The sequence below is a fragment of the Kitasatospora sp. NPDC058190 genome (genome assembly GCF_042883685.1).
GTDB lineage: Bacteria > Actinomycetota > Actinomycetes > Streptomycetales > Streptomycetaceae > Kitasatospora.
On the sequence record NZ_JBHVVI010000129.1, the window covers coordinates 1 to 23,978 of the forward strand.

Below are 23,978 nucleotides of genomic sequence, written 5' to 3' on the forward strand. Positions count from 1 at the left end.
GGGGGGGGGGGGGCCCGCGGTGGGGCTGGGCTGCGTCGCCCCCCCCCCCCACCCCGCAGTGGTGCCGAGGAGCGGCTGAAGCAGATCACTTGACCGGCAGGGCGACCTTCCCCCAGGAGCCGTTGCTCAGTGCGGAGGTGGCCCAGTACCAGGCGACGAGCCCGGAGACGGCCGCGATCCAGCCGGCCGCCTTGGCGAGGCCGCCGTACCCACCGAAGGTGGCGATGGCGGACAGCACCAGGGAGAGCGTCAGCAGACCGTAGACGGCGCGGCTGAACAGACCGGCGCCCCAGCTGGCCGCCGTGAGGCTGAGGGCGAGCAGGGCCCACAGCAGCAGGAACAGACCGGCCGCGTTCTTGCTCACGCCGCCCGCCACCGACCAGGTCGCCCAGAAGGCGCCGAGGCTGGTGAAGGCGGTGCCGGTGAAGCCCTCGCCGCGGCGGAGCTGCCACAGGCCCGCGATGAAGAGGGTGACGCCGCCGAGCAGGTGAGCGAGGTGGGCCGCGTCCCCGACACCGGCGCCGTGCAGGATTCCGGTGGAGAGCAGACCGTAGGCGAGCAGTGTCAGGCCGAGGGCGAGGTAGCCGAGGTTACCCGCGTCGGCTCCGGTGGAGCGGGCGTTCGATGCCCCGGTAGCGTCGTTGCTCACCGGAGGCTCCTTTCACTCTGGGCGCGCGCAGGGCGCAGTGACGCTTGGTGTCGTTTCGGTGAGTGGATGCGCGCGACCGCCCCGAGGGCGCACGGCGAAGGGCGTGCGCGGGCAGCGGTCAGAAGTGAGGTCAGAAGTGATGGGCCAGCGGAGAGCCACTGGTCACGTCCCCGCCGGGGGAGATTCCCCGGCTAGATCGGTGTACCCGGCCCAACTCGCTTGTACCCTTGTGAAGATAACAATTTGTGACCGTGTCAGGTGGTGCGCTGGGTCGGCACCCGCAGGGTCAGGATCGCCATGTCGTCGGACGGCGGCTCCGGGGCGAAGCGCTCGACCGCGCGCTGCACCCGCAGCGCGACCGCTCCGGCGGTCAGGCCGGTGCAGCCGGTGAGCACCTCGGCCAAGCCGTCGTCGCCCAGCATCCGCCGCCCCTCACGGCGTTCGGTGACACCGTCGGTGACACAGAGCAGGACCTCGCCGGGGGAGAGCACCAGGTGCTCGGCGGTGAGGTCGAGGTCGTCCATGACGCCGAGCAGCGGCTGCGGGGTGGCGGCCCGGTCGACCCGGCCGTCGGTGCGCAGTCGCAGCGGCAGCGGGTGGCCGGCGCAGACCAGGGACAGTTCGGTGCTGCCGTCCGGGCGGGGCGTCAGTTCGCCGTAGAGCAGGGTGAGGAAGCGGCTGCGCGAACCCTCGTCCAGGATGGCCGCGTTGAGCCGGCGGAGCACCTGCGGGGCGTCCAGGCCCTCGCGGGCGAGCAGCCGCAGCGAGTGCCGGGCCAGGCCGGTGACCGAGGCGGCCTCGGGGCCGGTGCCGCAGACGTCGCCGATCGCGAAGCCGTAGGTGCCCTCGCGGATGGTGAACAGGTCGTAGAAGTCGCCGCCGACCTCGTTGCCCTCGCCGGCCGCCTGGTAGTAGACGTCCACCTCGACGCCCGGGATCTCGGGCAGGTCCGGGGGCAGCAGGCTGCGCTGGAGGGCCTGGCTGGTGGCGGTGCGCTCCGAGTAGAGCCGGGAGTTGTCGAGGGCGAGGGCGGCCCGGCGGGAGAGGTCCTCGGCGAGTTCGAGGATCTCCTGGCGGAACCGGACGCCGGACGGGACACCCAGCGCGAGCAGGCCGATGACCCGGTTGCGGGCGGTCAGCGGCAGCACCACGGTCTCGCCGAGCAGTCCGGCCAGTTCGGGGCTGTCGGTGAGGCCGAGGGCCTCGGCGGTCCTGGCGGGAGCCGTCCAGAAGCGGACGCCGTGGGTGGGGCCGGCCTCGGGGGCGGGGGTCTTGTCGAGCAGGTCGCGCAGCGGGTCGATCCGGTCCTCGTCCTCGTGCAGGACGAAGGCGAGGCCGGCCGAGGCGCCGTGGTCGCCGTTGGTGTAGACGGCGCACCAGGAGGAGAGGGTGGGGACGGCCATCTGGGCCATCAGGGCGAGGGTCTGCTCGTGTTCGAGGGTGCCGGCCAGCAGGTCGGAGGCCTCGACGAGGAAGGAGAGCGAGCCGCGGCGCAGCCGTTCCAGCTCGGTCAGCCGGGTGCTCTCGACGGCCAGGGCGACCCGGTCGGCGGCGAACTGCAGCCGCAGCGCGTCCTCGTTGTCGTAGCGGCCGGGCACGGCGGTGGCGATGCCGAGCGAGCCGATCAGTCGGCCCTCGACCTTGAGCGGGACGGTGACCAGGGAACGCATGCCGCTGTCGGCGAGCAGCGGCAGGCCGGTGGGGCGGGCGGCGAGGTCCTCGTGGACGGAGGGCAGCCGGGCGGATTCGTAGCGGTTGCCGGTCCCGACCGGGAAGCGGGCGTGCCGGCGGTGTCCGTGGTTGAGGCCGGCGGCGGCGCGGAGCTCGAACTCGGTCTCGTCGTCGGTGGTGAGCAGCAGGTACGCGGCGTCGGCGTCGAGCAGGTCGCGGGCGCGTTCGACGGTGCGCTGGAGCAGGGTGTCGAGATCGTCGGTGTCGACCGGGCCGGCCAGCAGGTCGAGCCGGGGGCCGGTCGGGTCGGGGCGCTCGCCGGGCAGGGTGCGGGCGGGGGAGCGCAGCACGGCGCGGTCGGGTTCGAGGACGAGCAGGCAGAGGGTGGAGGGGACGCCCTCGGTGTCACGCACGCGCACCTGGACGCCGTACACCTCGACCTCCTCGCCGTCGGCGCGGCGGACGCCGTAGCCGCCCTCCCAGCGGGCCAGCCGCAGGGTGTCGGTGAGGCCGAGGCCGCGGCCGGCGGACTGCGGCCAGACCGCGAGGTCGGCCCAGGGGCGGCCGAGGACAGCGGCGGCGGGGTACTGGAAGAGGGCCGCGGCGTCCGGGTTCCAGGCCAGGACGCGGCCGTCCTCGTCGAGCTGGACGACGGCGACGTGCACCGGTCCGGGGCTGCTGGGCAGGTCGCTGCCGGGGGTGGCGGGGACGGCGTAGCGGGTGCCGACCACGTGGGCGGGCAGGGTGAGCCGGAACCAGACGGTCTTCTGCCCGGCCGCGTACTCGACGCCCCAGCGCTCGGCCAGGGCGGAGCACATCAGCAGGCCCCGGCCGCCCTCGCCGTCGGGGTCGGCGTAGCGGTGCCCGTCGCCGAGCGAGGGCAGGCCGCGCTCGGGGTGGTGGTCGGTGACCTCGATCCGGACGGTCTCCTCCTCGCGCAGGCAGCAGACCTCGGCGGCGGTGCCGGCGTGCACGACGGCGTTGGTGACCAGTTCGCTGACCAGGACGACGGCGTCGTCGACGACCTCGGGCAGGCCCCAGCCGAGCAGCGCGTCCCGGACGAAACTCCGGGCGGCGGCCGCGGACCGGCCGTCGGGATCGAAGGTGGCGGCTGCGCGCGCGGTGACCACGTTGCCACTTCTCCTCTGCTGCTCTTGCCCTGGCTGTCCGGGTGCGGCGCCGACTTCCCCGTGCGCGCCGTCGGGGTGGGCGGCGGCGCTGGGTCGGGTCGCGGCCCGGTGCAGCGCTCCACCCTACTTTCCGCTTGGTTCCCCGTGGGGGCGGGGCCGCGAAACAGGCACCTGAGGGTGATTCTGCCCACCTGTTTCGGACGGTGCGGTACCAACCGAGCGCAACCACCCGTATACCCGGTGCCAGTACTGCCAGACTGGGGGGTCCGCGACGGCCGGTGGGAGCAGTACGGTCGTGTGGGTGCCGGTGCGCCGCGGGGTCCGCCGGTACGCAGCCCAGCCGGGCCGGTGCCCGGGTGCGTGCCGTACGGCACGGCGGTCACCGGACAGTTCACTACGTGGGAGGGGCCCGTTGAGTTCGGCCACCAAGGACGCAACCAAGGACGCAACCGGTACGACGCCGCCCGCTCCGCGCGGTGGACGGTCCGGGACGGCGCTGCGGAGCGCGGCCGGCCGGCGATCGGGTCACAACCGCGGCGCCGAGCCGGCCGATCTGCGCAAGCTGCTGGCCGCGTTGACCGCGATGCGGGACGGCAACTTCCGCCGCCGGCTGACGGTTCCGGGCGACGGACCGCTGGCGGAGATCGCCGCGGTGTTCAACGAGGTCGCCGAGCGCAACCAGCACCTGACCGGTGAACTGGCCCGGGTGCGGCGGGCGGTGGGCCGCGAGGGCCGGCTGAACGAGCGGCTGGAGACCGGTGCGGGCGAGGGCGCCTGGATGGCGGCCGTCGACAACTGCAACGCGCTGATCGACGACCTGGCCCGTCCGATGGCCGAGGTGGGCCGGGTGCTGACCTCGATCGCCGAGGGCGACCTGGACCAGAAGATGGAGCTGCGCTCGCTGCACAGCAACGGGGTGAGCCACCCGCTGCGCGGCGAGTACCTGAAGATCGGGCGGACCGTCAACGGACTGGTGGACCAGCTCTCGGAGTTCACCGACGAGGTGACCCGGGTGGCCCTCGAGGTGGGCACCGAGGGCAAGCTCGGCGGTCAGGCCAAGGTCCGCAGTGTGTCCGGCAGTTGGAAGGACCTGGCGGACTCGGTCAACACCATGGCGGGCCGGCTGACCGCGCAGGTGCGCAACATCGCCCAGGTGACCACGGCGGTGGCCAAGGGCGACCTGTCCCGCAAGGTCACCGTGGACGTGGCCGGCGAGATGCTGGAGCTGAAGAACACCGTCAACACGATGGTGGACCAGCTGAACAGCTTCGCCGCCCAGGTCACCACGGTGGCCCGGGACGTCGGCACCGAGGGCCGGCTCGGTGGTCAGGCGCAGGTGCCGGGCGTGGCCGGGGTGTGGCGCGAGCTGACCGACTCGGTGAACTTCATGGCCGGCAACCTGACCGGCCAGGTGCGCAACATCGCCCAGGTGACCACGGCGGTGGCGCGCGGGGACCTCTCGCAGAAGATCGAGGTGGACGCGCGCGGCGAGATGCTGGAGCTGAAGAACACCATCAACACGATGGTGGACCAGCTGTCCGGCTTCGCGGAACAGGTGACCCGGGTGGCCCGTCAGGTGGGCACCGAGGGGCGGCTCGGTGGTCAGGCGCAGGTGCCCTGGGCGGCCGGGGTGTGGCGGGATCTGACCGACAACGTCAACTTCATGGCGAACAATCTCACCGATCAGGTGCGCAACATCGCCCAGGTGACGACCGCGGTCGCCAAGGGAGACCTGTCGCAGAAGATCCAGGTGGACGCGCGCGGGGAGATCCTGGAGCTGAAGAACACCATCAACACGATGGTGGACCAGCTCTCCTCCTTCGCGGACGAGGTGACCCGGGTGGCCCGGGACGTCGGCACCGAGGGCATCCTCGGCGGCCAGGCCAGCGTGCCCGGGGTGTCCGGCACCTGGAAGGACCTGACCAACAGCGTCAACCTGATGGCCAACAACCTGACCAGCCAGGTCCGCAACATCGCCGAGGTGACCACCGCGGTGGCGCGCGGCGACGTGTCGAAGAAGATCACCGTCGACGCCCGGGGCGAGATCCTGGAGCTGGTGACCACCGTCAACACGATGGTCGACCAGCTGTCGGCCTTCGCCGACGAGGTCACCCGGGTGGCGCGCGAGGTGGGTACCGAGGGCATCCTGGGCGGTCAGGCACGGGTGCGCGGGGTGTCGGGCATCTGGAAGGACCTGACCGACAACGTCAACTTCATGGCGTCGAACCTGACCGGTCAGGTGCGCAACATCGCCGAGGTCGCCTCCGCGGTGGCCCGCGGCGACCTCTCCAAGAAGATCACCATCGATGCCCAAGGCGAGATCGCGACGCTCGCCGGGACCCTGAACACCATGGTCGACCAGCTGTCCGCGTTCGCGGTGGAGGTCACCCGGGTGGCCCGCGAGGTGGGCACCGACGGCACCCTGGGCGGTCAGGCGAGCGTGCCGGGCGTGGCCGGCATCTGGAAGGACCTGACCGACAACGTCAACCAGATGGCCAACAACCTCACCGGCCAGGTCCGCAACATCGCGCTGGTGATCACGGCGGTCGCCCGCGGCGACCTGTCGCAGAAGATCGACGTCGACGCGCGCGGCGAGTTCCTCCAGCTCAAGACCAACATCAACACCATGGTCGACCAGCTCTCGGCCTTCGCCGACGAGGTCACCCGGGTCGCCCGGGAGGTGGGCACCGACGGGCGCCTGGGCGGCCAGGCCCGGGTGCCCGGCGTGGACGGCACCTGGCAGGACCTCACCGAGTCGGTGAACGAGCTGGCCAACAACCTGACCCGGCAGGTGCGCGCGATCGCCCAGGTCGCCACCGCGGTGACCAGGGGTGACCTGAGCCTGCGGATCGACGTGGACGCCGCGGGGGAGCTCGACGAGCTCAAGGACAACATCAACCAGATGATCGCCAACCTGCGCGAGACCACCCGCACCAACCAGGAGCAGGACTGGCTCAAGACCAACCTGGCCCGGATCTCCGGCCTGCTCCAGGGCCGCCGGGACCTGGAGGCGGTCGCCTCGCTGATCATGACCGAGCTGACCCCGGTGGTCTCCGCCCAGCACGGCGCCTTCTTCCTGGCCCAGCCGGCCGGCCGCACCGCCGAGCTGATCACCGAGGACGACGACGAGAACGACACCGTGCTGCGGCTGATCGGCAGCTACGGCTACCAGCGGCGGGCGATGCCGACCACCTTCCGGCCCGGCGAGTCGCTGATCGGCCAGGCCGCGACGGAGAAGCGGGCGATCATCGTCAAGGAGGCGCCGCCCGGGTACCTCAAGATCGCCTCCGGCCTCGGCGAGGCCTCGCCGGCCCACATCGTGGTGCTGCCGGTGCAGTTCGAGGGCCGGCTGCTGGGCGTGATCGAGCTGGCCACGTTCAGCTCCTTCACCACCGTCGCGCTGGACTTCCTCAACCAGATCGCCGACCTGATCGGCGTCACCGTCAACACCATCAGCGTCAACACCAAGACCGAGGGCCTGCTGCTGGAGTCCCAGCGGCTCACCGCCGAACTCTCGATGCGCTCGGCCGAGTTGGAGGCGCGCCAGGAGGAACTGGAGCGCACCAACGAGGAGTTGCAGGAGAAGGCCGAGCAACTCGCCCAGCAGAACCGCGACATCGAGATCAAGAACAGCGAGATCGAGGAGGCCCGGCAGGTCCTTGAGGAGCGCGCCGAACAGCTCGCCCTGGCCTCCCGCTACAAGAGCGAGTTCCTCGCCAACATGTCGCACGAGCTGCGCACCCCGCTCAACTCGCTGCTGATCCTGGCCAAGCTGCTCTCCGACAACAACGAGGGCAACCTCTCGCCCAAACAGGTCGAGTTCGCCGACACCATCCACGGTGCCGGCTCCGACCTGCTCCAGCTGATCAACGACATCCTCGACCTGTCCAAGGTCGAGGCCGGCAAGATGGACGTCCGCCCGGCCCGGATCGCCCTGGTCCAGCTGGTCGACTACGTCGAGGCCACCTTCCAGCCCGTCGCCCTGGACAAGAACCTGGACTTCGCGGTCCGGGTCTCGCCCGCCCTGCCGGTCACCCTGCACACCGACGAGCAGCGGCTCCAGCAGGTGCTGCGCAACCTGATCTCCAACGCCGTCAAGTTCACCGACACCGGCGGCGTCGACTTCTCGATCAGCGCGGCCGGCCGGGACGTCCCCCAGCACGTGCGCGAGCGGCTGCTGGAGTTCGGCTCGATCCAGGGCCCGGACGACGAGCTGATCGCCTTCTCGGTCTCCGACACCGGCATCGGCATCCCCGGCAACAAGCTGCGGGAGATCTTCGAGGCGTTCAAGCAGGCCGACGGCACCATCAGCCGCAAGTACGCCGGCACCGGCCTCGGACTGTCGATCAGCCGCGAGATCGCCCGGCTGCTCGGCGGCGAGATCCACGCCGAGAGCGAGCTGGGCCGGGGCTCGACCTTCACCCTGTACCTGCCGCTGCGCACCGAGGCCCCGGACGCCGGCCCCGTCGAGCGCCCGGGCCAGTCGGTCGCGCCGGCGCCGCGCGCCTCGGTCGGGGTGACCCCGGTGGGCCTGCCGGTGCCGGTGGGTGAGAACCCGGCCGACCACTGGGCCCAGGAGGTCCGGGAGCTGGCCGAGGAGCGCCGCCGCGGGGCGTTGGAGCGCCGGCGCAGCGCCGCCCTGGAGAGCGCCGCCGCGCCCCGCCAGGCGGAGCCCGCGCAGCAGCCCCGGCCGGGCCGTGGCGACACCCGCTTCGGCGGCCAGCAGGTGCTGATCGTGGACGACGACGTGCGCAACGTGTTCGCCCTGACCAGCGTGCTGGAACAGCACGGCCTGACCGTCCTGTACGCCGAGAACGGCCGCGAGGGCATCGAGATGCTGGAGCAGCACGAGCACGTGGCGCTGGTCCTGATGGACATCATGATGCCGGAGATGGACGGCTACGCGACCACCGAGGCGATCCGTCGGATGCCCCAGTTCGCCGGGCTGCCGATCATCGCGCTGACCGCCAAGGCGATGAAGGGCGACCGCGAGAAGTCGCTGGAGGCGGGCGCCACCGACCACATCACCAAGCCGGTGGAGACCGACCACCTGCTGTCGGTGATGCACGAGTGGTTGAACGGGGACCGCAGGCGTGAGTGAGTGAAGCGAGCGAGCCGTCAAAAGGTGCGTTCCGTGCGGCGTGAACTCCGGGCCGGGCCCCGGGGTTCACGCCTGCCGGTCGGCCGGTTTGCTGGCGGACGGGCCCGGGAACCCGGTAGGGTCACCGATCGTTGCGAACAGTGACCGGACGGCGACACACTGGTGAGCGTGCGCCGGAGCACTGACTGCGCGCCGTTCCGGATCGGGTCTCGACGGAGCGATGTGCCGGGCGAGGGGGTGCGGCTAGCATGACCGGGGTAGCGGTGGGCAGTACGCGGGTGCCTTCACCGGGCGGCAGGCAGGCGACAGGAGGGCGGGCCCCCATGCAGAAGGCGAAGATCCTCCTGGTCGACGACCGACCGGAGAACCTGCTGGCGCTGGAGGCGATCCTCTCCGCCCTGGACCAGACGCTGGTGCGCGCCGCCTCCGGCGAGGAGGCGCTCAAGGCGCTGCTGACCGACGACTTCGCGGTGATCCTGCTGGACGTCCAGATGCCGGGCATGGACGGCTTCGAGACCGCCGCTCACATCAAGCGTCGCGAGCGCACCCGGGACATCCCGATCATCTTCCTCACCGCGATCAACCACGGGCCGCACCACACCTTCCGCGGCTACGCGGCCGGGGCGGTGGACTACATCTCCAAGCCCTTCGACCCGTGGGTGCTGCGGGCCAAGGTCTCGGTCTTCGTCGACCTGTACGTCAAGAACTGCCAGCTGAAGGAGCAGGCCGCGCTGCTGCGGCTGCAACTGGAGGCGGGCGGTGGCGAGCCGGTCCTCGGCGGGGCGCTGCTGGGCGAGCTGTCCGCACGGCTGGCGGCGGTCGAGGAGCAGGCGGAGGCGCTGGGCAAGCAGCTGGACGGGGCCGAGGACGCCGGGGTGGCCGCCACCGCGGCGCACCTGGAGCGCAAGCTCGTCGGCCTGCGCCGGGCCCTGGACGCGATGCGCCCGGGCAGCTCGTAGGACGTCCGCCGGGCGCGCGCGGAGCTGGCCCCCGCGTTAGGCCGTCCGGGTGGTTTGACGGTGCGGCCGGGTGAAAGCCGGTCGGCGTGACGGTGTGTCTGCGACACGTCCGGGCGCTCCGGCTCGGCCGCATGTGCACCGGTGGTCCACACCGGTAGGCTGCTGACCCATGGCCACTCGCACGCCCGGGAACGCGGCACGTAAGTCGACTCCGGGACCGTCCAAGAAGGCCGCGGCGAAGGCCCCGGGCAAGCCGCCCGCGAAGAAGGCGGCAGCTCGCAGGGCCCCCGCGAAGAAGGCGGCGGCCAAGTCGGCCCCGCCGCCACCGCCGTCCCGCTCGGGGCTGATGCGGCTCCTCAACGCCTTGGCGAGCCCGATCGCCGCGATCTTCCGCGGCGTCGGCGACGGCGCCAAGAACCTCCACCCGGCCCACCGCAAGGACGGACTGGGCCTGGTGCTGTTCGCACTCGGGATGGTGACCGCCGCCGGCACCTGGTTCAGCCCGCAGGGCTGGCTGGGCGAGGCGGCCACCGCCGTGGTGTCCGGGCTGTTCGGGCGGCTCGACGTGCTGGTGCCGTTCCTGCTGGCCGGCATCGCGATCCGGCTCTGGCGCCACCCCGAGCTGCCGGAGGCCAACGGCCGGATCGTGATCGGGCTGGGCGCGCTGCTGGTCGGCGTCCTCGGCCTGGTCCACATCGGGTGCGGCGCGCCCATGATGGGCAGCGGGGCCGCCCGGATAAGGGCGGCCGGCGGGATCATCGGCTGGGCCGCGTCCACCCCGATGATGGCCGCCGCCGGGCCGGCGCTGGCCGTGCCGCTGCTCCTGCTGCTGGCCTTCTTCGGCCTGCTGGTGGTCACCGCCACCCCGGTCAACCGGATCGGCGAGCGGGTGCGGGGGCTGTTCATACGGCTCGGCGTGATCGAGCCCGGGCCGGAGGACGAGCCGCGCTGGGGGCGTACGCCGGAGCGCGGGCTGTCCACCGACCCGCCGGAGGACGCCGACCCCGACGCCATGCCGTTCACCCTGGACACCGACGGTGACGACCCGACCGACGAGGTGGCCGCCCGCCGTCGCCGGCGGCGGCGCAAACAGAGCGCCGACGACGAGGAGCAGCCGGAGGCCGTCCGTCGCATCTCGCTGGACAAGGAGCCGCTCGACGAGGAGCCGCCGGACCCGTACGCCACCCGCGACCTCGCCGCCGGCGCGGCCGCCGACCTGGACGGCGCGCTGGTCTACGGGGTGCCCGCCTCCTCCGCGGTGGCGGACATGATGCACCAGGTCAAGGACCTCACCGCAGCGCCGGAGGAGCCCGCCGTCCCGGCCGCGCGCAGCGGCGGCCCGGGCGCGCCCGCGGAGCACGGTCCGGCGCCGGTGCGGATGGAGCAGCTCCAGCTCGGCGAGGGCATCACCTACGCGCTGCCCTCGCTCGACCTGCTGGAGCGCGGCGGCCCGGCCAAGGCCCGCAGCGCCCTCAACGACGAGGTGGTGGCCCAGCTCACCGGCACCTTCGCCGAGTTCAAGGTGGACGCCAAGGTCACCGGCTTCACCCGCGGCCCGACGGTCACCCGCTACGAGGTCGAGCTCGGCCCGGCCGTCAAGGTGGAGCGGATCACCGCGCTCGCCAAGAACATCGCGTACGCGGTGGCCAGCCCGGACGTGCGGATCATCAGCCCGATCCCGGGCAAGTCCGCGGTCGGCATCGAGATCCCCAACCGGGACCGCGAGATGGTCAACCTCGGCGACCTGCTGCGCTCGCGCACGGCCGCCGAGGACACCCACCCGATGGTCGTCGGCATGGGCAAGGACGTCGAGGGCCACACCGTGATGGCCAACCTCGCCAAGATGCCGCACATCCTGGTGGCCGGTGCGACCGGCGCCGGCAAGTCGTCCTGCATCAACTGCCTGATCACCTCGATCCTCGCCCGGGCCACCCCGGACGAGGTGCGGATGGTCCTGGTCGACCCCAAGCGGGTCGAGCTGACCGCGTACGAGGGCATCCCGCACCTGATCACGCCGATCATCACCAACCCCAAGAAGGCCGCCGAGGCCCTCCAGTGGGTGGTGCGCGAGATGGACCTGCGCTACGACGACCTCGCGGCGTACGGCTTCCGGCACGTGGACGACTTCAACGAGGCGGTGAAGGCCGGCAGGGTCACCCCGCCGCTGGGCAGCGAGCGGGAGCTGAGGCCGTACCCGTACCTGCTGGTGATCGTCGACGAGCTGGCCGACCTGATGATGGTCGCGCCGCGCGACGTCGAGGACTCGGTGGTCCGGATCACCCAGCTGGCCCGCGCGGCCGGCATCCACCTGGTGCTCGCCACCCAGCGGCCCTCGGTGGACGTGGTCACCGGCCTGATCAAGGCCAACGTGCCGTCCCGGCTGGCTTTCGCGACCTCCGCGATGGCCGACTCCCGGGTCATCCTGGACCAGCCCGGCGCGGAGAAGCTGATCGGCAAGGGCGACGCGCTCTTCCTGCCGATGGGCGCGAGCAAGCCGATCCGGATGCAGGGCGCGTTCGTCACCGAGGCGGAGATCGCCAAGGTGGTGCAGCACTGCAAGGACCAGCTGAGCGCCGTCTACCGGGACGACGTGATGGCCGGGGCCGGGCCGAAGAAGGAGATCGACGAGGAGATCGGCGACGACCTCGACCTGCTGATCCAGGCGGCCGAGCTGGTGGTCTCCACCCAGTTCGGCTCGACCTCGATGCTCCAGCGCAAGCTCCGGGTCGGCTTCGCCAAGGCGGGCCGGCTGATGGACCTGATGGAGTCGCGCGGGATCGTCGGTCCGAGCGAGGGCTCCAAGGCCCGCGACGTCCTGGTGAAGCCGGACGAGTTGGACGGTGTGCTGGTGACCCTGCGGGGCTGACGGGCCGTGCCCTCCGGGTGTGTTCACCCGTTCGGAGGAGGGTGGGCGCGGTGTGGGGAACCGAACGTCCGTACACCGCGTCACAGGCCGGAAAGCGCACTCCGGGTGCCCGCGAGTCCCCGCTGACGACCGGTCAGCGGGGGGCCGGCCCCCGGTCGGAACGGGCGCGCGCATTCCGTCCCGTTTCTGCTTGGGCAACGATCCGTCCACGCCCCTACACTGTTCTCCAGCAGGTGGCCATCCGCTCGAAAGGCGTGCCCCGTGACCATCGGCAAGTCCTCCGACCGCGAGATCCCCCCGTCGTCCGTCGAGCCGACCGACGACGCGGTGCAGGCGGCCGATGCCCCGAGCATCGGCCGGGTGCTGTCCGCCTCCCGGATCGAGGCGGGACTCACGGTGGACCAGGTGAGTACCGCCACCCGGGTGCGGGTGCCGATCGTCCACGCCATCGAGGAGGACGACTTCGACCGCTGCGGCGGCGACTTCTACGCCCGCGGGCACATCCGCGCGATCTCCCGCGCGGTGGGCGTGGACGGCGAGGCGCTGGTCGCCCGCTACGACGCCGCGCACGGCGGCTCGCCGGCCGCCAAGCGCCCGGCCACCCAGCTGATCGACAGCGGCCCGATCAGGGTGCCCAGCCGCGGCCGGCCGAACTGGGCGGCGGCCATGGTCGCCGCGATCGTCGCGGTGGTCGCGCTGATCGGCTTCAACCTGGTGAGCGGCAAGGGCGGCCACGGCACCACCGGCACCACCGGCTCCGCCAGCGCGCCGCTGCCCAGCGGCTCCGGCACCGGCTCGGTCGCCCCGGAAACGCCCGCCGTCCAGCCGCCGGCGCCCGCGCCGAGCGCCGCCGCGATCGCCGCCGTCCCGGCCGACAAGGTCACCGTGAAGCTGGTCGCCCAGGGCACCAGCTGGGTCTCGGCGATGGACGGCAACGGCAAGTCGCTGTTCCAGAACAACATCAGCGACGGCCAGGACCAGACCTTCACCGACCCCAAGCAGATCAAGCTGGTGCTCGGCAACGGCGGGGCCGTGCACGCGTACGTCAACGGCAAGGACCTCGGGGTCCTCGGCAAGGACGGCCAGGTGGTGCACGTCACGTACACCCCCGGAGACCCGCAGGCTGGCTGACCACAGGGGCCGTCGAGGGCCGTTGATGATCAGCTGATCCATGGCACACGGCCTCCGGGGCGAACGGCACCGGAGGCCGCGCGTTAATCTTGGGCCTATGCCTGAACGCCGCACTGTCGCCCTTGTCACGCTCGGATGCGCCCGCAACGAGGTGGACTCCGAGGAACTCGCCGGGCGACTGGAAGCCGACGGCTGGTTGCTCGTCGACGACGCCGCCGAGGCGGACGTCGCCGTCGTCAACACCTGCGGCTTCGTCGAGGCCGCCAAGAAGGACTCCGTGGACGCCCTGCTGGAGGCCAACGACCTCAAGGGCCACGGCCGCACCCAGGCCGTCGTCGCGGTCGGCTGCATGGCCGAGCGGTACGGCAAGGAGCTCGCCGACGCGCTGCCCGAGGCGGACGGCGTGCTCGGCTTCGACGACTACGCCGACATCTCCGACCGCCTGCAGACCATCCTCTCCGGCGGCCACCATGCCCCGCACATCCCGCGCGACCGCCGCAAGCTGCTGCCGATCAGCCCCGCCGAGCGGCAGTCCGCCGCCGAGGCCGTCGCGCTGCCCGGCCACGGCGCCGAGGCCGCCGCCGAGCCGATCGCCGACCTGCCCGACGGCCTGGCGCCCGCCTCCGGCCCGCGCACCCTGCGCAAGCGGCTGGACGACAGCCCGGTCGCCTCGGTCAAGCTCGCCTCCGGCTGCGACCGGCGCTGCTCCTTCTGCGCCATCCCGGCCTTCCGGGGCTCGTTCATCTCCCGCCGCCCCTCCGACGTGCTGCACGAGGCCCAGTGGCTGGCCGAGCAGGGCGTCCGCGAGATCGTCCTGGTCAGCGAGAACAACACCTCGTACGGCAAGGACCTCGGCGACATCCGGCTGCTGGAGACGCTGCTCGGCGAGATCTCCGCGATCGAGGGCGTCGAGCGGGTCCGGGTCTCCTACCTGCAGCCGGCCGAGATGCGCCCGGGCCTGATCGACGCGATGACCGGGACCACCGACGTGGTGCCGTACTTCGACCTGTCCTTCCAGCACTCGGCGCCCGCCGTGCTGCGCCGGATGCGCCGCTTCGGCTCCACCGACCAGTTCCTGGAGCTGCTGAAGACCATCCGCGACAAGGCCCCGCAGGCCGGTGCCCGGTCCAACTTCATCGTCGGTTTCCCCGGGGAGACCGAGGAGGACTACGCCGAGCTGGAGCGCTTCGTCACCCACGCCGGACTGGACGCGATCGGCGTCTTCGGCTACTCCGACGAGGAGGGCACCGAGGCCGCGACCTACGACGGCAAGCTGCCCGAGGACGTGGTCGCGGACCGGCTGAGCCGGCTGAGCCGCCTCGCCGAGGAGATGACCGCCCAGCGGGCCGAGCAGCGGATCGGCACCGAGGTCGAGGTGCTGATCGAGTCGGTCGAGGACGGCGTGGTCGAGGGCCGCTCCGCCCACCAGGCTCCGGAGACCGACGGCCTGACCACCCTGAACGGCGTCGAGAACCCGGAGGTCGGGCAGTTCTGGCGGGCCACCGTGGTGGCCAGCGAGGGCGTCGACCTGATCGCCGAGGCGCTGGAGCAGGTGCGACTGCCCAGGACTTCGGGGGCCGAGGCTCCGGGAGCCGGGGAATGACCAAGGGGCCCGGCGCCCCGGCCGCGGCCCACCCGGGCAGACCGGCGGCCGCCCTCCCGCCGGCGCCGGGTATCTGGAACATCGCCAACGTGCTCACGATGGTCCGGGTCCTGCTGGTCCCGGTCTTCGTGGCGCTGCTGTTCGCCGACGGCGGGCACAACCCCAAGTGGCGCGCCGTCGCCTGGGCCGCGTTCGCGATCGCGATGATCACCGACCTGTTCGACGGTGAACTCGCCCGCCGCAAGGGCCTGGTCACCGACTTCGGGAAGATCGCCGACCCGATCGCCGACAAGGCGATCATGGGCTCGGCGCTGATCGGCCTCTCGCTGCTCGGCGACCTGCCCTGGTGGGTCACCGTGGTGATCCTGGCCCGCGAGCTCGGCATCACGCTGATGCGCTTCTGGGTGATCCGCTACGGGGTCATCCCGGCCAGCCGCGGCGGCAAGCTCAAGACGCTGACCCAGGGCACCGCGGTCGGCATGTACGTCCTGCCGCTGACCGGCTGGCTGGCCACCGGACGGGCCGTCCTGATGGCCCTGGCGGTGCTGCTCACCGTCGCCACCGCGCTGGACTACATCGGACAGGCGCTGCGACTGCGCCGCGAGGGAACGGCCGCGGAGCGCGCGGACCGGTGAGCGACGGGGGAGACCGGGTGACGGACTACGAGCTGGCCGATCGGGCGCACACCGCGCTGCGGGCCCAGGGGGGCACCCTGGCCGTCGCCGAGTCGCTGACCGGCGGGCTGCTGGCCGCCGCGCTGGTGGACGTCCCCGGGGCGTCCGCGACCTTCCGCGGCTCGGTCACCGCCTACGCGACCGAGCTGAAGGCCTCGGTGCTCGGTGTGGACGAGGGCCTGTTGGACGTGTACGGCCCGGTGCACCCGGTGGTGGCGCGGCAGATGGCCGAGGGCGTGCGGGGGCTGCTGGGGGCCACGTACGGGCTCGCGACGACCGGGGTGGCCGGTCCGGACCCGCAGGACGGTCAGCCGGTCGGCACGGTACACCTGGCGGTGGCCGGCCCGGGGGGAACTCTGGTCAGTTCGCCCCTGCTGTCGGGTGGTCGTGCCACAATCCGTCACGGAGCGGTGACCGCCGCACTGGAGCTGCTCGTCGGCCGGCTCGCTCGATAGGGGCCCGGCGGAGGATCTCCACCGAACCGAGATCTGTCGAACCGGCACGCGCGGGTATGGCACTGCTGGAGGATCGTGTTACATCCGAGGTCCTGGTTGGGCAGATACCAGATGGCGAACGAGTTGCGTGATGGTGGCCGGGTGGGCCGCGTCGGGTACCACGAGGGGCCCGCGAACCCGGGTGTGACACCGGAACGAGGAGGGGGACGGCCTTGCAGCCCAGAGTGAACACGACCGGGGTCCCCGCACGCGAAGCGGGCAAGGCGGTACGGTGGGGGCGTGACATCTCGATCCGCAGTCCGAGGAGGGAGGCACCGATGATCCTGCTCCGTCGCCTACTGGGCGATGTACTGCGTCGGCAGCGCCAGCGCCAGGGCCGCACACTCCGCGAGGTGTCGGCGGCCGCCAGGGTTTCGCTCGGATACCTCTCCGAGGTCGAGCGGGGACAGAAGGAGGCCTCCTCGGAGCTGCTCTCCGCCATCTGCGACGCACTCGACGTCCGGATGTCCGAGGTCATGCGCGAGGTCAGCGACGAGCTGTCGCTCGCCGAACTTGCGGCGATGGCCACCCTCTCCGAAGGTGATCTGCTGAGGCCGGTACTCGAACCGGTTCCGCTGCCCGCCCCCGGCGCCGACCGGGCGACCATGTCGCCCAAGGCCGCTGCGATGGACGTGGTCGCCGCCTGATTCCGGCCTCGACACCCGGGCTCCACCGATGCCCGGGGCGAGCGGAGGAGGGCGGTCGTGCGGAGACTCGCGACGGTGCGCGCGGTGGCCCGAATAGGGCTGCGGGCGCGGCGGTTGGTGCCCTGGCCGGCCAGATGGGCCCCGGTGGCCCTGACGGCCGGGCTCGGTTGGTGGTTGCTGGCTGTCAGGGGGCAACTCGCCGACGGCGCGGTGCTGGGACTGCTCGCGGCCGGTGGTTGGGGTCTCGGCCTCATCCCGGTCCACGCCGACCGGAACGCGACCGGACCGGTCCGGCGTCGGCGTCAGGAGGCCGTGGGCCGGGTGGAGACGCAGTCGCCGCCGGTCGGATGATCAGATGTGGCTGAGGCCGTGGGGTCGTTGACCCCGCGGCCTTCGGCGTTCCCGCGCACGCTCCGGACGCGGCTCCCTAGGGCCGCAGCCGGAGGCCGCGCGGGGTGGCGTGGAAACCGGCCTCCTCCAGGGCGCGGCCGAGGTCGGAACCGAGCGCGGGCTCACCGTTGGCCCGCTCCACCGTGACGCTGCCGAGCGCGCCCGCGCGGACCGCCTCGGCCAGCGCCCCGGCGGCCAGCGCCCGGGTCGCCCCGTCCTCGGGCCAGGCCAGTAGGGACTTGCCGCCCCGCTCCACGTACAGCGCCAGCTCGCCGTCCACCAGGACCACCAGGGCGCCCGCCTTGCGGCCCGGTCGATGGGCGGTGGACTCCTTGCGGCCGGGGACGGTGGGCGGCTCGGGCCAGGGCAGGGCGGCGCCGTAGGCGTTCGCCGGGTCGGCGGCGGCCAGCACCAGCAGCTGCGGCGGTTCGGCGGTCGGGGCGGCCGGCCACTCGGTGCTGCGGGCCCGCTCCAGCCGGCCGCTGACCGAGCGCAGCCGGTCGGCCGCGCCCTCCATGGCGAACTGGGCGCCGCCCAGGCCCTCGACGAAGTAGCCCCGGCGGGCCCGGCCGCGCTCCTCCATCGCGGCGAGCACCCGGTAGACGCCGGCGAAGCCGCCGGGCACCCGTTCGGCCGCCACCGCGCCCCGGGTGAGCAGACCGTGCCGGTCCAGCAGGCTCTGCGCCTGGGCGGTGGCCCGGACCGTCGGGTCGGCGGCGAAGGCGGGCAGCAGCGACCAGCGCCCGGCCACCGTCGGCGGGCCGCTGCGCAGCGCTCCGCCGACCCGGCCGAAGGCGCGGCCGGCGCCGCCGTAGCGGCCGCGCGGGGTGGCCCTGGGCGCGCGGTGGGCGGTGGCGCCCGCGGTACGGCCGGAACCGAGCAGGGCGCGCAGCGGGGCCAGGGTGTCGTTGGTGACGTACCCGGCCCAGACCAGGTCCCAGAGCGCCTCGACGATCTCCGGCTCGGCGGTGTCCTCCGGGAGTTGCTGGACCAGTTGGCGGAAGAACAGGCCGTAGCCGCCGGCCAGCGCCTGCATCAGCGCGCTGTGCAGCGGGGTGAGCGCGGGCGGGACGGGCTCGGGGCGCAGCAGGTGGGCGTTCTCGGCCAGGTGCAGGCTCAGCCAGCCGTCCTTGCCGGGCAGCGCGCCGGCGCCGCACCAGCCGATCTCGCCGGCGGCCGTCAGCTCGTCCAGCAGGCCGGGGGAGTAGTCGGCGAGCCGGGCCGGGAGGATCAGTTTCTCCAGAGCGGAGGCGGGCAGGGCGGTGCCCTGGAGCTGCTCGACCACCCGGAGCAGGCCGTCCGGGCCGCGCAGCCGGTGGCCGGCCAGGTGCTGCCACTGCGGGAGGAAGGCGGCCAGGGCACGCGGCGGGACCGGCTCGACCTCCTGGCGCAGGGCGGCCAGCGAGCGGCGGCGCAGCCGGCGCAGCACCTCGGCGTCGCACCACTCGGGGGCGGTGTGGCTCTCGGCGGGCCTGAACTGCCCTTGGACCAGGCGGCCGGCGGCGGTGAGCCGGTGCAGGGTGCCGGTGACCACGGCGGTGCCCAGGCCGTAGCGGGCGCCCGCCTCGGCCGCGGTGAACGGGCCGTGGGTACGGGCGTGGCGGGCCAGCAGGTCGCCCAGCGGGTCCTTGACCGGCTCGGTGAAGGCCTCGGGGACGCCGACCGGCAGCGGGGTGCCGAGCGCGTCGCGCAGCCGCCCGGCGTCCTCGATCGCGGCCCAGCGCTGCTCGCCGGCGATCCGGACCTGGATCACCCGGCGGGCGGCCTCCAGCTCCAGGGCCCAGAGCGGTTCGGCGCCGCGGGCGGTCAACTCGGCCTCGGTGAGCGGGCCGAGCAGGCGCAGGGCGTCGGCGACGCCCTCGGCGTCCTTGATCCGGCGCTCGGGGGTGAGGCGTTGGAGTTCGGCCTCCAGCTCGGCGAGGACCCCGGGGTCGAGCAGTTCGCTCAGCTCGGCCTGGCCGAGGAGCTCGGACAGCAGCCGGGAGTCCAACGAGAGGGCGGCGGCGCGGCGTTCGGCGAGCGGGGAGTCGCCCTCGTAGAGGAACTGGGCGACGTAGCCGAACAACAGCGAGCGGGCGAAGGGCGAGGGCTCGGGGGTGGTGACCTCGACCAGGCGGACCGCGCGGGACTCCAGGTCGCCCATCAGCTCGACCAGGCCGGGGACGTCGAAGACGTCCTGCAGGCACTCCCGGACGGCCTCCAGGACGATCGGGAACGAGCCGTACTCGGAGGCGACTTCGAGCAGTTGGGCGGCGCGCTGGCGCTGCTGCCAGAGCGGGGTGCGGCGGCCGGGGTTGCGGCGGGGGAGCAGCAGGGCGCGGCCGGCGCACTCGCGGAAGCGGGAGGCGAACAGGGCGGAGCCGCCGACCTGGTCGGTGACCAGCTGCTCGATCTCGCCGGGGTCGAACAGGGCGGCGTCGGCGCCGACCGGGGCCTCGTCCGGGGGCGAACCGGAGGGTTCGGACGGGCTGCTGAAATCGAAGTCGGGGGCCAGGAGATCGGCGTCGGGCAGGCGGAGCACGATGCCGTCGTCGGCGTGCATGACCTGGGGGTCCAGGCCGTGCTTCTCGCGCAGCCGGGCGCCCAGGGCCAGGGCCCAGGGGGCGTGCACCTGGGCGCCGAACGGGGAGTGGATGACGATCCGCCAGTCACCGAGCTCGTCCCGGAAGCGCTCGACCACGATGGTGCGGTCGTCCGGGAGGTGGCCGCAGGCGGTGCGCTGTTGGGCGAGGTAGTCGAGCAGGTTGGCGGCGGCCCAGTCGTCCAGGCCGGCCTGTTTGAGGCGCTCGGTCGCGGCCTCCGGCCGGAGGCCGCCCAGCTCGCGGGTGAACGCGCCCAGCGCGCGGCCGAGTTCGAGCGGGCGGCCGAGGGTGTCACCCTTCCAGAACGGGAGCCGGCCCGGGACGCCGGGGGCGGGGGTGACCAGCACCTTGTCGTGGGTGATCTCCTCGATCCGCCAGGAGGTGGTGCCGAGGGTGAACACGTCGCCGACGCGGGACTCGTAGACCATCTCCTCGTCCAGCTCGCCGACCCTGCCGCCGCCCTTCTTCGGGTCGGTGCCGGCGATGAAGACGCCGAACAGGCCGCGGTCGGGGATGGTGCCGCCGGAGGTGACGGCCAGGCGCTGGGCACCGGGGCGGCCGGTGACCGTGCCGGCCACCCGGTCCCAGACCACCCGGGGACGCAACTCGGCGAAGGCGTCCGAGGGGTAGCGGCCGGCCAGCATGTCGAGCACGGCGTCGAAGGCGGACTGCGGGAGGGTGGCGAAGGGCGCGGCGCGGCGGACCACGGTGAGCAGGTCGTCCACCGGCCAGGCGTCCAGGGCCGTCATCGCGACCAGCTGCTGGGCCAGCACGTCCAACGGGTTGCGCGGGATGCGCAGCGCCTCGATCCGGCCGGCCCGCATCCGCTCGGTCACCACGGCGGACTGCACCAGGTCCCCCCGGTACTTGGGGAAGAAGACGCCGGTGGAGACGGCGCCGACCTGGTGGCCGGCCCGGCCGACCCGCTGCAGGCCGGAGGCGACCGACGGCGGGGACTCGACCTGGACGACGAGCTCCACGGCGCCCATGTCGATGCCCAGCTCCAGGCTGGAGGTGGCGACCACGGCGGGCAGCCGACCGGCCTTCAACTCCTCCTCGACGAGCGAGCGCTGCTCCTTGGAGACGGAGCCGTGGTGCGCCCGCGCGATGACCGCGGGCGCACCCTTGGCGGCGCCCGAGCCGCCCATCAACTGGGCCGGGGCGTGCGCCTCGGGGACGGCGGTGCCGGTGGCGCGCTCGTGGGCGATCTCGTTCAGCCGGTTGCACAGGCGCTCGGCCAGGCGGCGGGAGTTGGCGAAGACGATGGTCGAGCGGTGCGCCTCGACCAGGTCGACGATCCGCTCCTCGACGTGCGGCCAGATCGAGGCCTGACGCTGGGGGTCGCTGCCGGCGGCGCCGCCGGTGGCCGGGGCGGCGGGCAGGTCGTCCAGGTCGGGGACGGGGACGACCACCGAGAGGTCGAACTCCTTGGCGGCGGCGGGCTGGACGACGACGGCGCCGCGCTGGGGGCTGAGGAAGCGGGCCACCTCCTCGACCGGGCGCACCGTGGCGGACAGGCCGATCCGGCGGGCCGGGCGGTCCAGCAACTCGTCCAGCCGCTCCAGGCTGAGTGCGAGGTGGGCGCCGCGCTTGGTGCCGGCGACCGCGTGCACCTCGTCCAGGATCACCGTGTCCACACCGCGCAACGCCTCCCGGGAGGCGGAGGTGAGCAGCAGGAAGAGCGACTCGGGGGTGGTGATCAGGATGTCCGGCGGGTGGGTCGTGAAGCGGCGGCGGTCGGCGGCGGGGGTGTCGCCGGAGCGGATCGCGACCTGGATCTCCGGCTCGGGCAGGCCGAGGCGGACGGCGGCCTGGCGCAGGCCGGTCAGCGGGGCGCGGAGATTGCGCTCGACGTCCACCGCGAGGGCCTTGAGCGGCGAGACGTAGAGCACCCGGCAGCGGCGCTTGGGCTCGGCGGGGGGCGGGGTGCTGCTGAGGCGGTCCAGCGCGGAGAGGAAGGCGGCGAGTGTCTTGCCGGAGCCGGTGGGGGCGACCACCAGGACGTCGGTCTCCCGCCGGATGGCGCGCCAGGCCTCGGACTGGGCGGTGGTGGGGGCGGAGAAGGCGCCGGTGAACCAGGCCCGGGTGGCCGGGGCGAATCCGGCCAGGGGGTCGTCGGAGGGCGGGGTCGGGTGCTGGGGCGCCATGCCCCCATGGTGCCGGGTGGGACTGACACGCGGGCCGGCGGGCGGGGGCTCGTCGAGGGTGCGGGTGTGGCCGTGGGTGTAGTCGAGAAGGCAGGAACGATAAACCACTTATATCGTAATGAATCGGACATGTGATCAATCCGTGGCTGTGACCGCACCGCCGTGGCCCGCATGCCGTGACCTCACCGGACCGACGAGCGGAGACCGTGGGATGGCGCAGGCGCACCAGTCCGGCAGTCCCGCCCGCGCGGTCCGCCGGCGCAGGGTCCGCGGGCCCGTCCGGATGCTGCTGGCGATGCTGCTCACGGCCCTGGTGGTCGGCGGGGCCGTGCCGTACGTCTCCGGGCCCGGGCGGGCGTACCTGAGCTACCTGGTGCTGGCCGGGCAGGAGGACGCCGAGGGCGCCGCCCGGGCGGGGGCGGAGAGCCGGGCGGCGGGCGGACAGGTGGTGCAGGAGTACCCGCAGATCGGGGCGGTGCTCGCGTACGCGACCGGCGGCTTCGCGGACAGGGTCCGGGCCAGGCCGGGGATCGCCGCCGTGGGGGCGACCCGGACCGCGCCGGTGGTGGGGCCGCCGCGGGCGGTGGACGGGACCGGGGACTTCGCGGCGGGGGCGGAGCGGGGGAGTTCGGCGGGGCGTGCGACTTCCGGCGGACGCGTGGCTCCAGGTGGGCGTACGGTCCCCGACGGGCGTGTGACGACTGGCGCGCGTGTGACCGCCCGCGGGCGGGCGGCTTCCGAGGGGGAGGAGGGCGGGACGCCCACCGTGCCCGATCCGGCGGAGGGCGGCGCCTGGAACCTCGCCATGCTGGGGCCGGCCTCGGGGCGGACCGGGGACACCGGCGGGGCGACGCCGAGTGCCGAGGCGCTGCACAAGGTGCTGGTCGCGGTGCTGGACTCGGGCGTGGACGACAGCCACCCGGACCTGTGGGCCGCCGTCGACCCGAAGGCCTCGGCCTCCTGTGCGGACGGGCGGCCGGACGCCAGGACCGGCTCCTGGCGGCCCGACTCAGGGGTGGGGGAGAGCGGACACGGCACCCACGTCGCCGGGATCATCGGCGCGGCCCGGGACGGGAAGGGCGTCACCGGGGTCGCGCCGGGGGTGCGGATCGCCGCCGTCCGGCTGCTCGGGCCGCTGGGGCAGTACTACGCGGAGAACATCGTCTGCGGCATGCTCTGGGCGGCCGACCACGGGGCCAGGGCGATCAACAACAGCTACTTCGCGGACCCGTGGAAGTACAACTGCCCCGAGGACCGGGACCAGGCGGCGCTGGTCGCGGCCGTCGGCCGGGCCGCCGCGTACGCCCAGCGCAAGGGCGCGGTGGTGGTCGCCTCGGCCGGCAACGACGGACAGGACCTCGGTGCGGCCCGGACCGACGAACGCAGCCCCAACGACCGGGGCTCCGAGCCGGCCCGCACCCGCTACCTGGGCACCGAGTGCATTCGCCTTCCCGGCGAACTCCCGGGCGTGGTCACCGTCACCGCCGTGAACCGGGACGGGCGTCCGTCCTCGTACACCAACTACGGGCGCGGGCACGTCTCGCTCGCGGCCCCGGGCGGGGATCCGGACGGCGGGGCGCAGGGGGCGATCGTCTCCGACTGGCCCGGCGGGCAGTACGCGGCGCTGGCGGGGACCTCGATGGCGGCGGCCCATGTCGCCGGGGCGGTGGCGGTCGCGGCGGCGTTGCATCCGGATCTGGGGTCCGGTGGGTTGGCCGCCCTGTTGGCGACCACGGCTGCGGCGGGGTGTCCGGTGGGGCCGCGGGCTTGTGGGGATCGGCAGTACTTCGGGGCGGGGTTGTTGGCGTTGCCCCGTTGAGGCGTTTCTGTGGTGGTGGGGGGCTTTCGGGAGGGTGGGTGGCCGGGGGCGGCTCCGGGGGTGGCCGCTCCGGGGGCTGGGTGGTTTTTTTAAAGACCAATAGGGGGGGTTGGGG

At 73.3% G+C, this 23,978-nt stretch carries 13 protein-coding genes; 10 read left to right on the forward strand and 3 right to left on the reverse strand.

The genetic code is table 11. The annotated features are described in order from the left end of the window. Positions 1–85: 85 nt before the first annotated feature. Both ACFVWU_RS37525 and ACFVWU_RS37530 read right to left on the reverse strand, forming a co-directional pair. Positions 86–649: an acetate uptake transporter gene (locus ACFVWU_RS37525; RefSeq protein WP_387629426.1), complete on the reverse strand. Its 564-nt coding sequence runs from the start codon at positions 647–649 to the stop codon at positions 86–88. A gap of 254 nt (positions 650–903) precedes the next feature. Beyond that, positions 904–3,450 carry a SpoIIE family protein phosphatase gene (locus tag ACFVWU_RS37530; protein WP_387629428.1) on the reverse strand — a complete coding sequence of 849 codons (2,547 nt, stop codon included), beginning with the start codon at positions 3,448–3,450 and terminating at the stop codon, positions 904–906. A gap of 496 nt (positions 3,451–3,946) precedes the next feature. On the opposite strand from ACFVWU_RS37530, the gene ACFVWU_RS37535 reads away from it, so the two are divergent. The 9 genes from ACFVWU_RS37535 to ACFVWU_RS37575 all read left to right on the forward strand — a co-directional run bounded on the left by ACFVWU_RS37535 (position 3,947) and on the right by ACFVWU_RS37575 (position 17,276). Beyond that, positions 3,947–8,551 carry a HAMP domain-containing protein gene (locus ACFVWU_RS37535; protein WP_387629449.1) on the forward strand — a complete coding sequence of 1,535 codons (4,605 nt, stop codon included), beginning with the start codon at positions 3,947–3,949 and terminating at the stop codon, positions 8,549–8,551. A 323-nt stretch (positions 8,552–8,874) separates the two neighbouring features. Beyond that, positions 8,875–9,510 carry a response regulator gene (locus tag ACFVWU_RS37540; protein WP_387629431.1) on the forward strand — a complete coding sequence of 212 codons (636 nt, stop codon included), beginning with the start codon at positions 8,875–8,877 and terminating at the stop codon, positions 9,508–9,510. Positions 9,511–9,679: 169 nt separating this feature from the next. Then, positions 9,680–12,376: a DNA translocase FtsK gene (locus ACFVWU_RS37545; protein ID WP_387629433.1), complete on the forward strand. Its 2,697-nt coding sequence runs from the start codon at positions 9,680–9,682 to the stop codon at positions 12,374–12,376. Positions 12,377–12,637: 261 nt separating this feature from the next. Further along, complete coding sequence (locus ACFVWU_RS37550) at positions 12,638–13,507, forward strand: helix-turn-helix domain-containing protein (RefSeq protein ID WP_387629435.1); 870 nt, start codon at positions 12,638–12,640, stop codon at positions 13,505–13,507. 97 nt (positions 13,508–13,604) lie between these two features. Next, positions 13,605–15,110 carry a 30S ribosomal protein S12 methylthiotransferase RimO gene (rimO, locus tag ACFVWU_RS37555; RefSeq protein WP_387629438.1) on the forward strand — a complete coding sequence of 502 codons (1,506 nt, stop codon included), beginning with the start codon at positions 13,605–13,607 and terminating at the stop codon, positions 15,108–15,110. Then, the gene (gene pgsA, locus ACFVWU_RS37560; RefSeq protein ID WP_387629440.1) at positions 15,107–15,745 is read left to right on the forward strand and encodes a CDP-diacylglycerol--glycerol-3-phosphate 3-phosphatidyltransferase; all 639 of its coding nucleotides are present in this window, start codon (positions 15,107–15,109) and stop codon (positions 15,743–15,745) included. The genes rimO and pgsA overlap by 4 nt, the downstream gene beginning before the upstream one ends. 17 nt (positions 15,746–15,762) lie before the next feature. Next, positions 15,763–16,239, forward strand: coding sequence for a CinA family protein (locus ACFVWU_RS37565; protein WP_380615210.1), 477 nt, complete (start codon positions 15,763–15,765; stop codon positions 16,237–16,239). A 317-nt stretch (positions 16,240–16,556) separates the two neighbouring features. Then, complete coding sequence (locus ACFVWU_RS37570) at positions 16,557–16,925, forward strand: helix-turn-helix transcriptional regulator (protein WP_359964922.1); 369 nt, start codon at positions 16,557–16,559, stop codon at positions 16,923–16,925. A 57-nt stretch (positions 16,926–16,982) separates the two neighbouring features. Then, positions 16,983–17,276: a hypothetical protein gene (locus ACFVWU_RS37575; protein WP_387629442.1), complete on the forward strand. Its 294-nt coding sequence runs from the start codon at positions 16,983–16,985 to the stop codon at positions 17,274–17,276. Positions 17,277–17,352: 76 nt separating this feature from the next. Here ACFVWU_RS37575 and ACFVWU_RS37580 read toward each other — a convergent pair whose 3' ends face one another. Beyond that, positions 17,353–22,044: an ATP-dependent helicase gene (locus ACFVWU_RS37580; RefSeq protein WP_387629444.1), complete on the reverse strand. Its 4,692-nt coding sequence runs from the start codon at positions 22,042–22,044 to the stop codon at positions 17,353–17,355. A gap of 211 nt (positions 22,045–22,255) precedes the next feature. Between ACFVWU_RS37580 and ACFVWU_RS37585 the strand changes: the two genes are divergently transcribed. Beyond that, the gene (locus ACFVWU_RS37585; protein ID WP_387629446.1) at positions 22,256–23,863 is read left to right on the forward strand and encodes a S8 family serine peptidase; all 1,608 of its coding nucleotides are present in this window, start codon (positions 22,256–22,258) and stop codon (positions 23,861–23,863) included. The last annotated feature ends 115 nt before the right edge of the window (positions 23,864–23,978 follow it).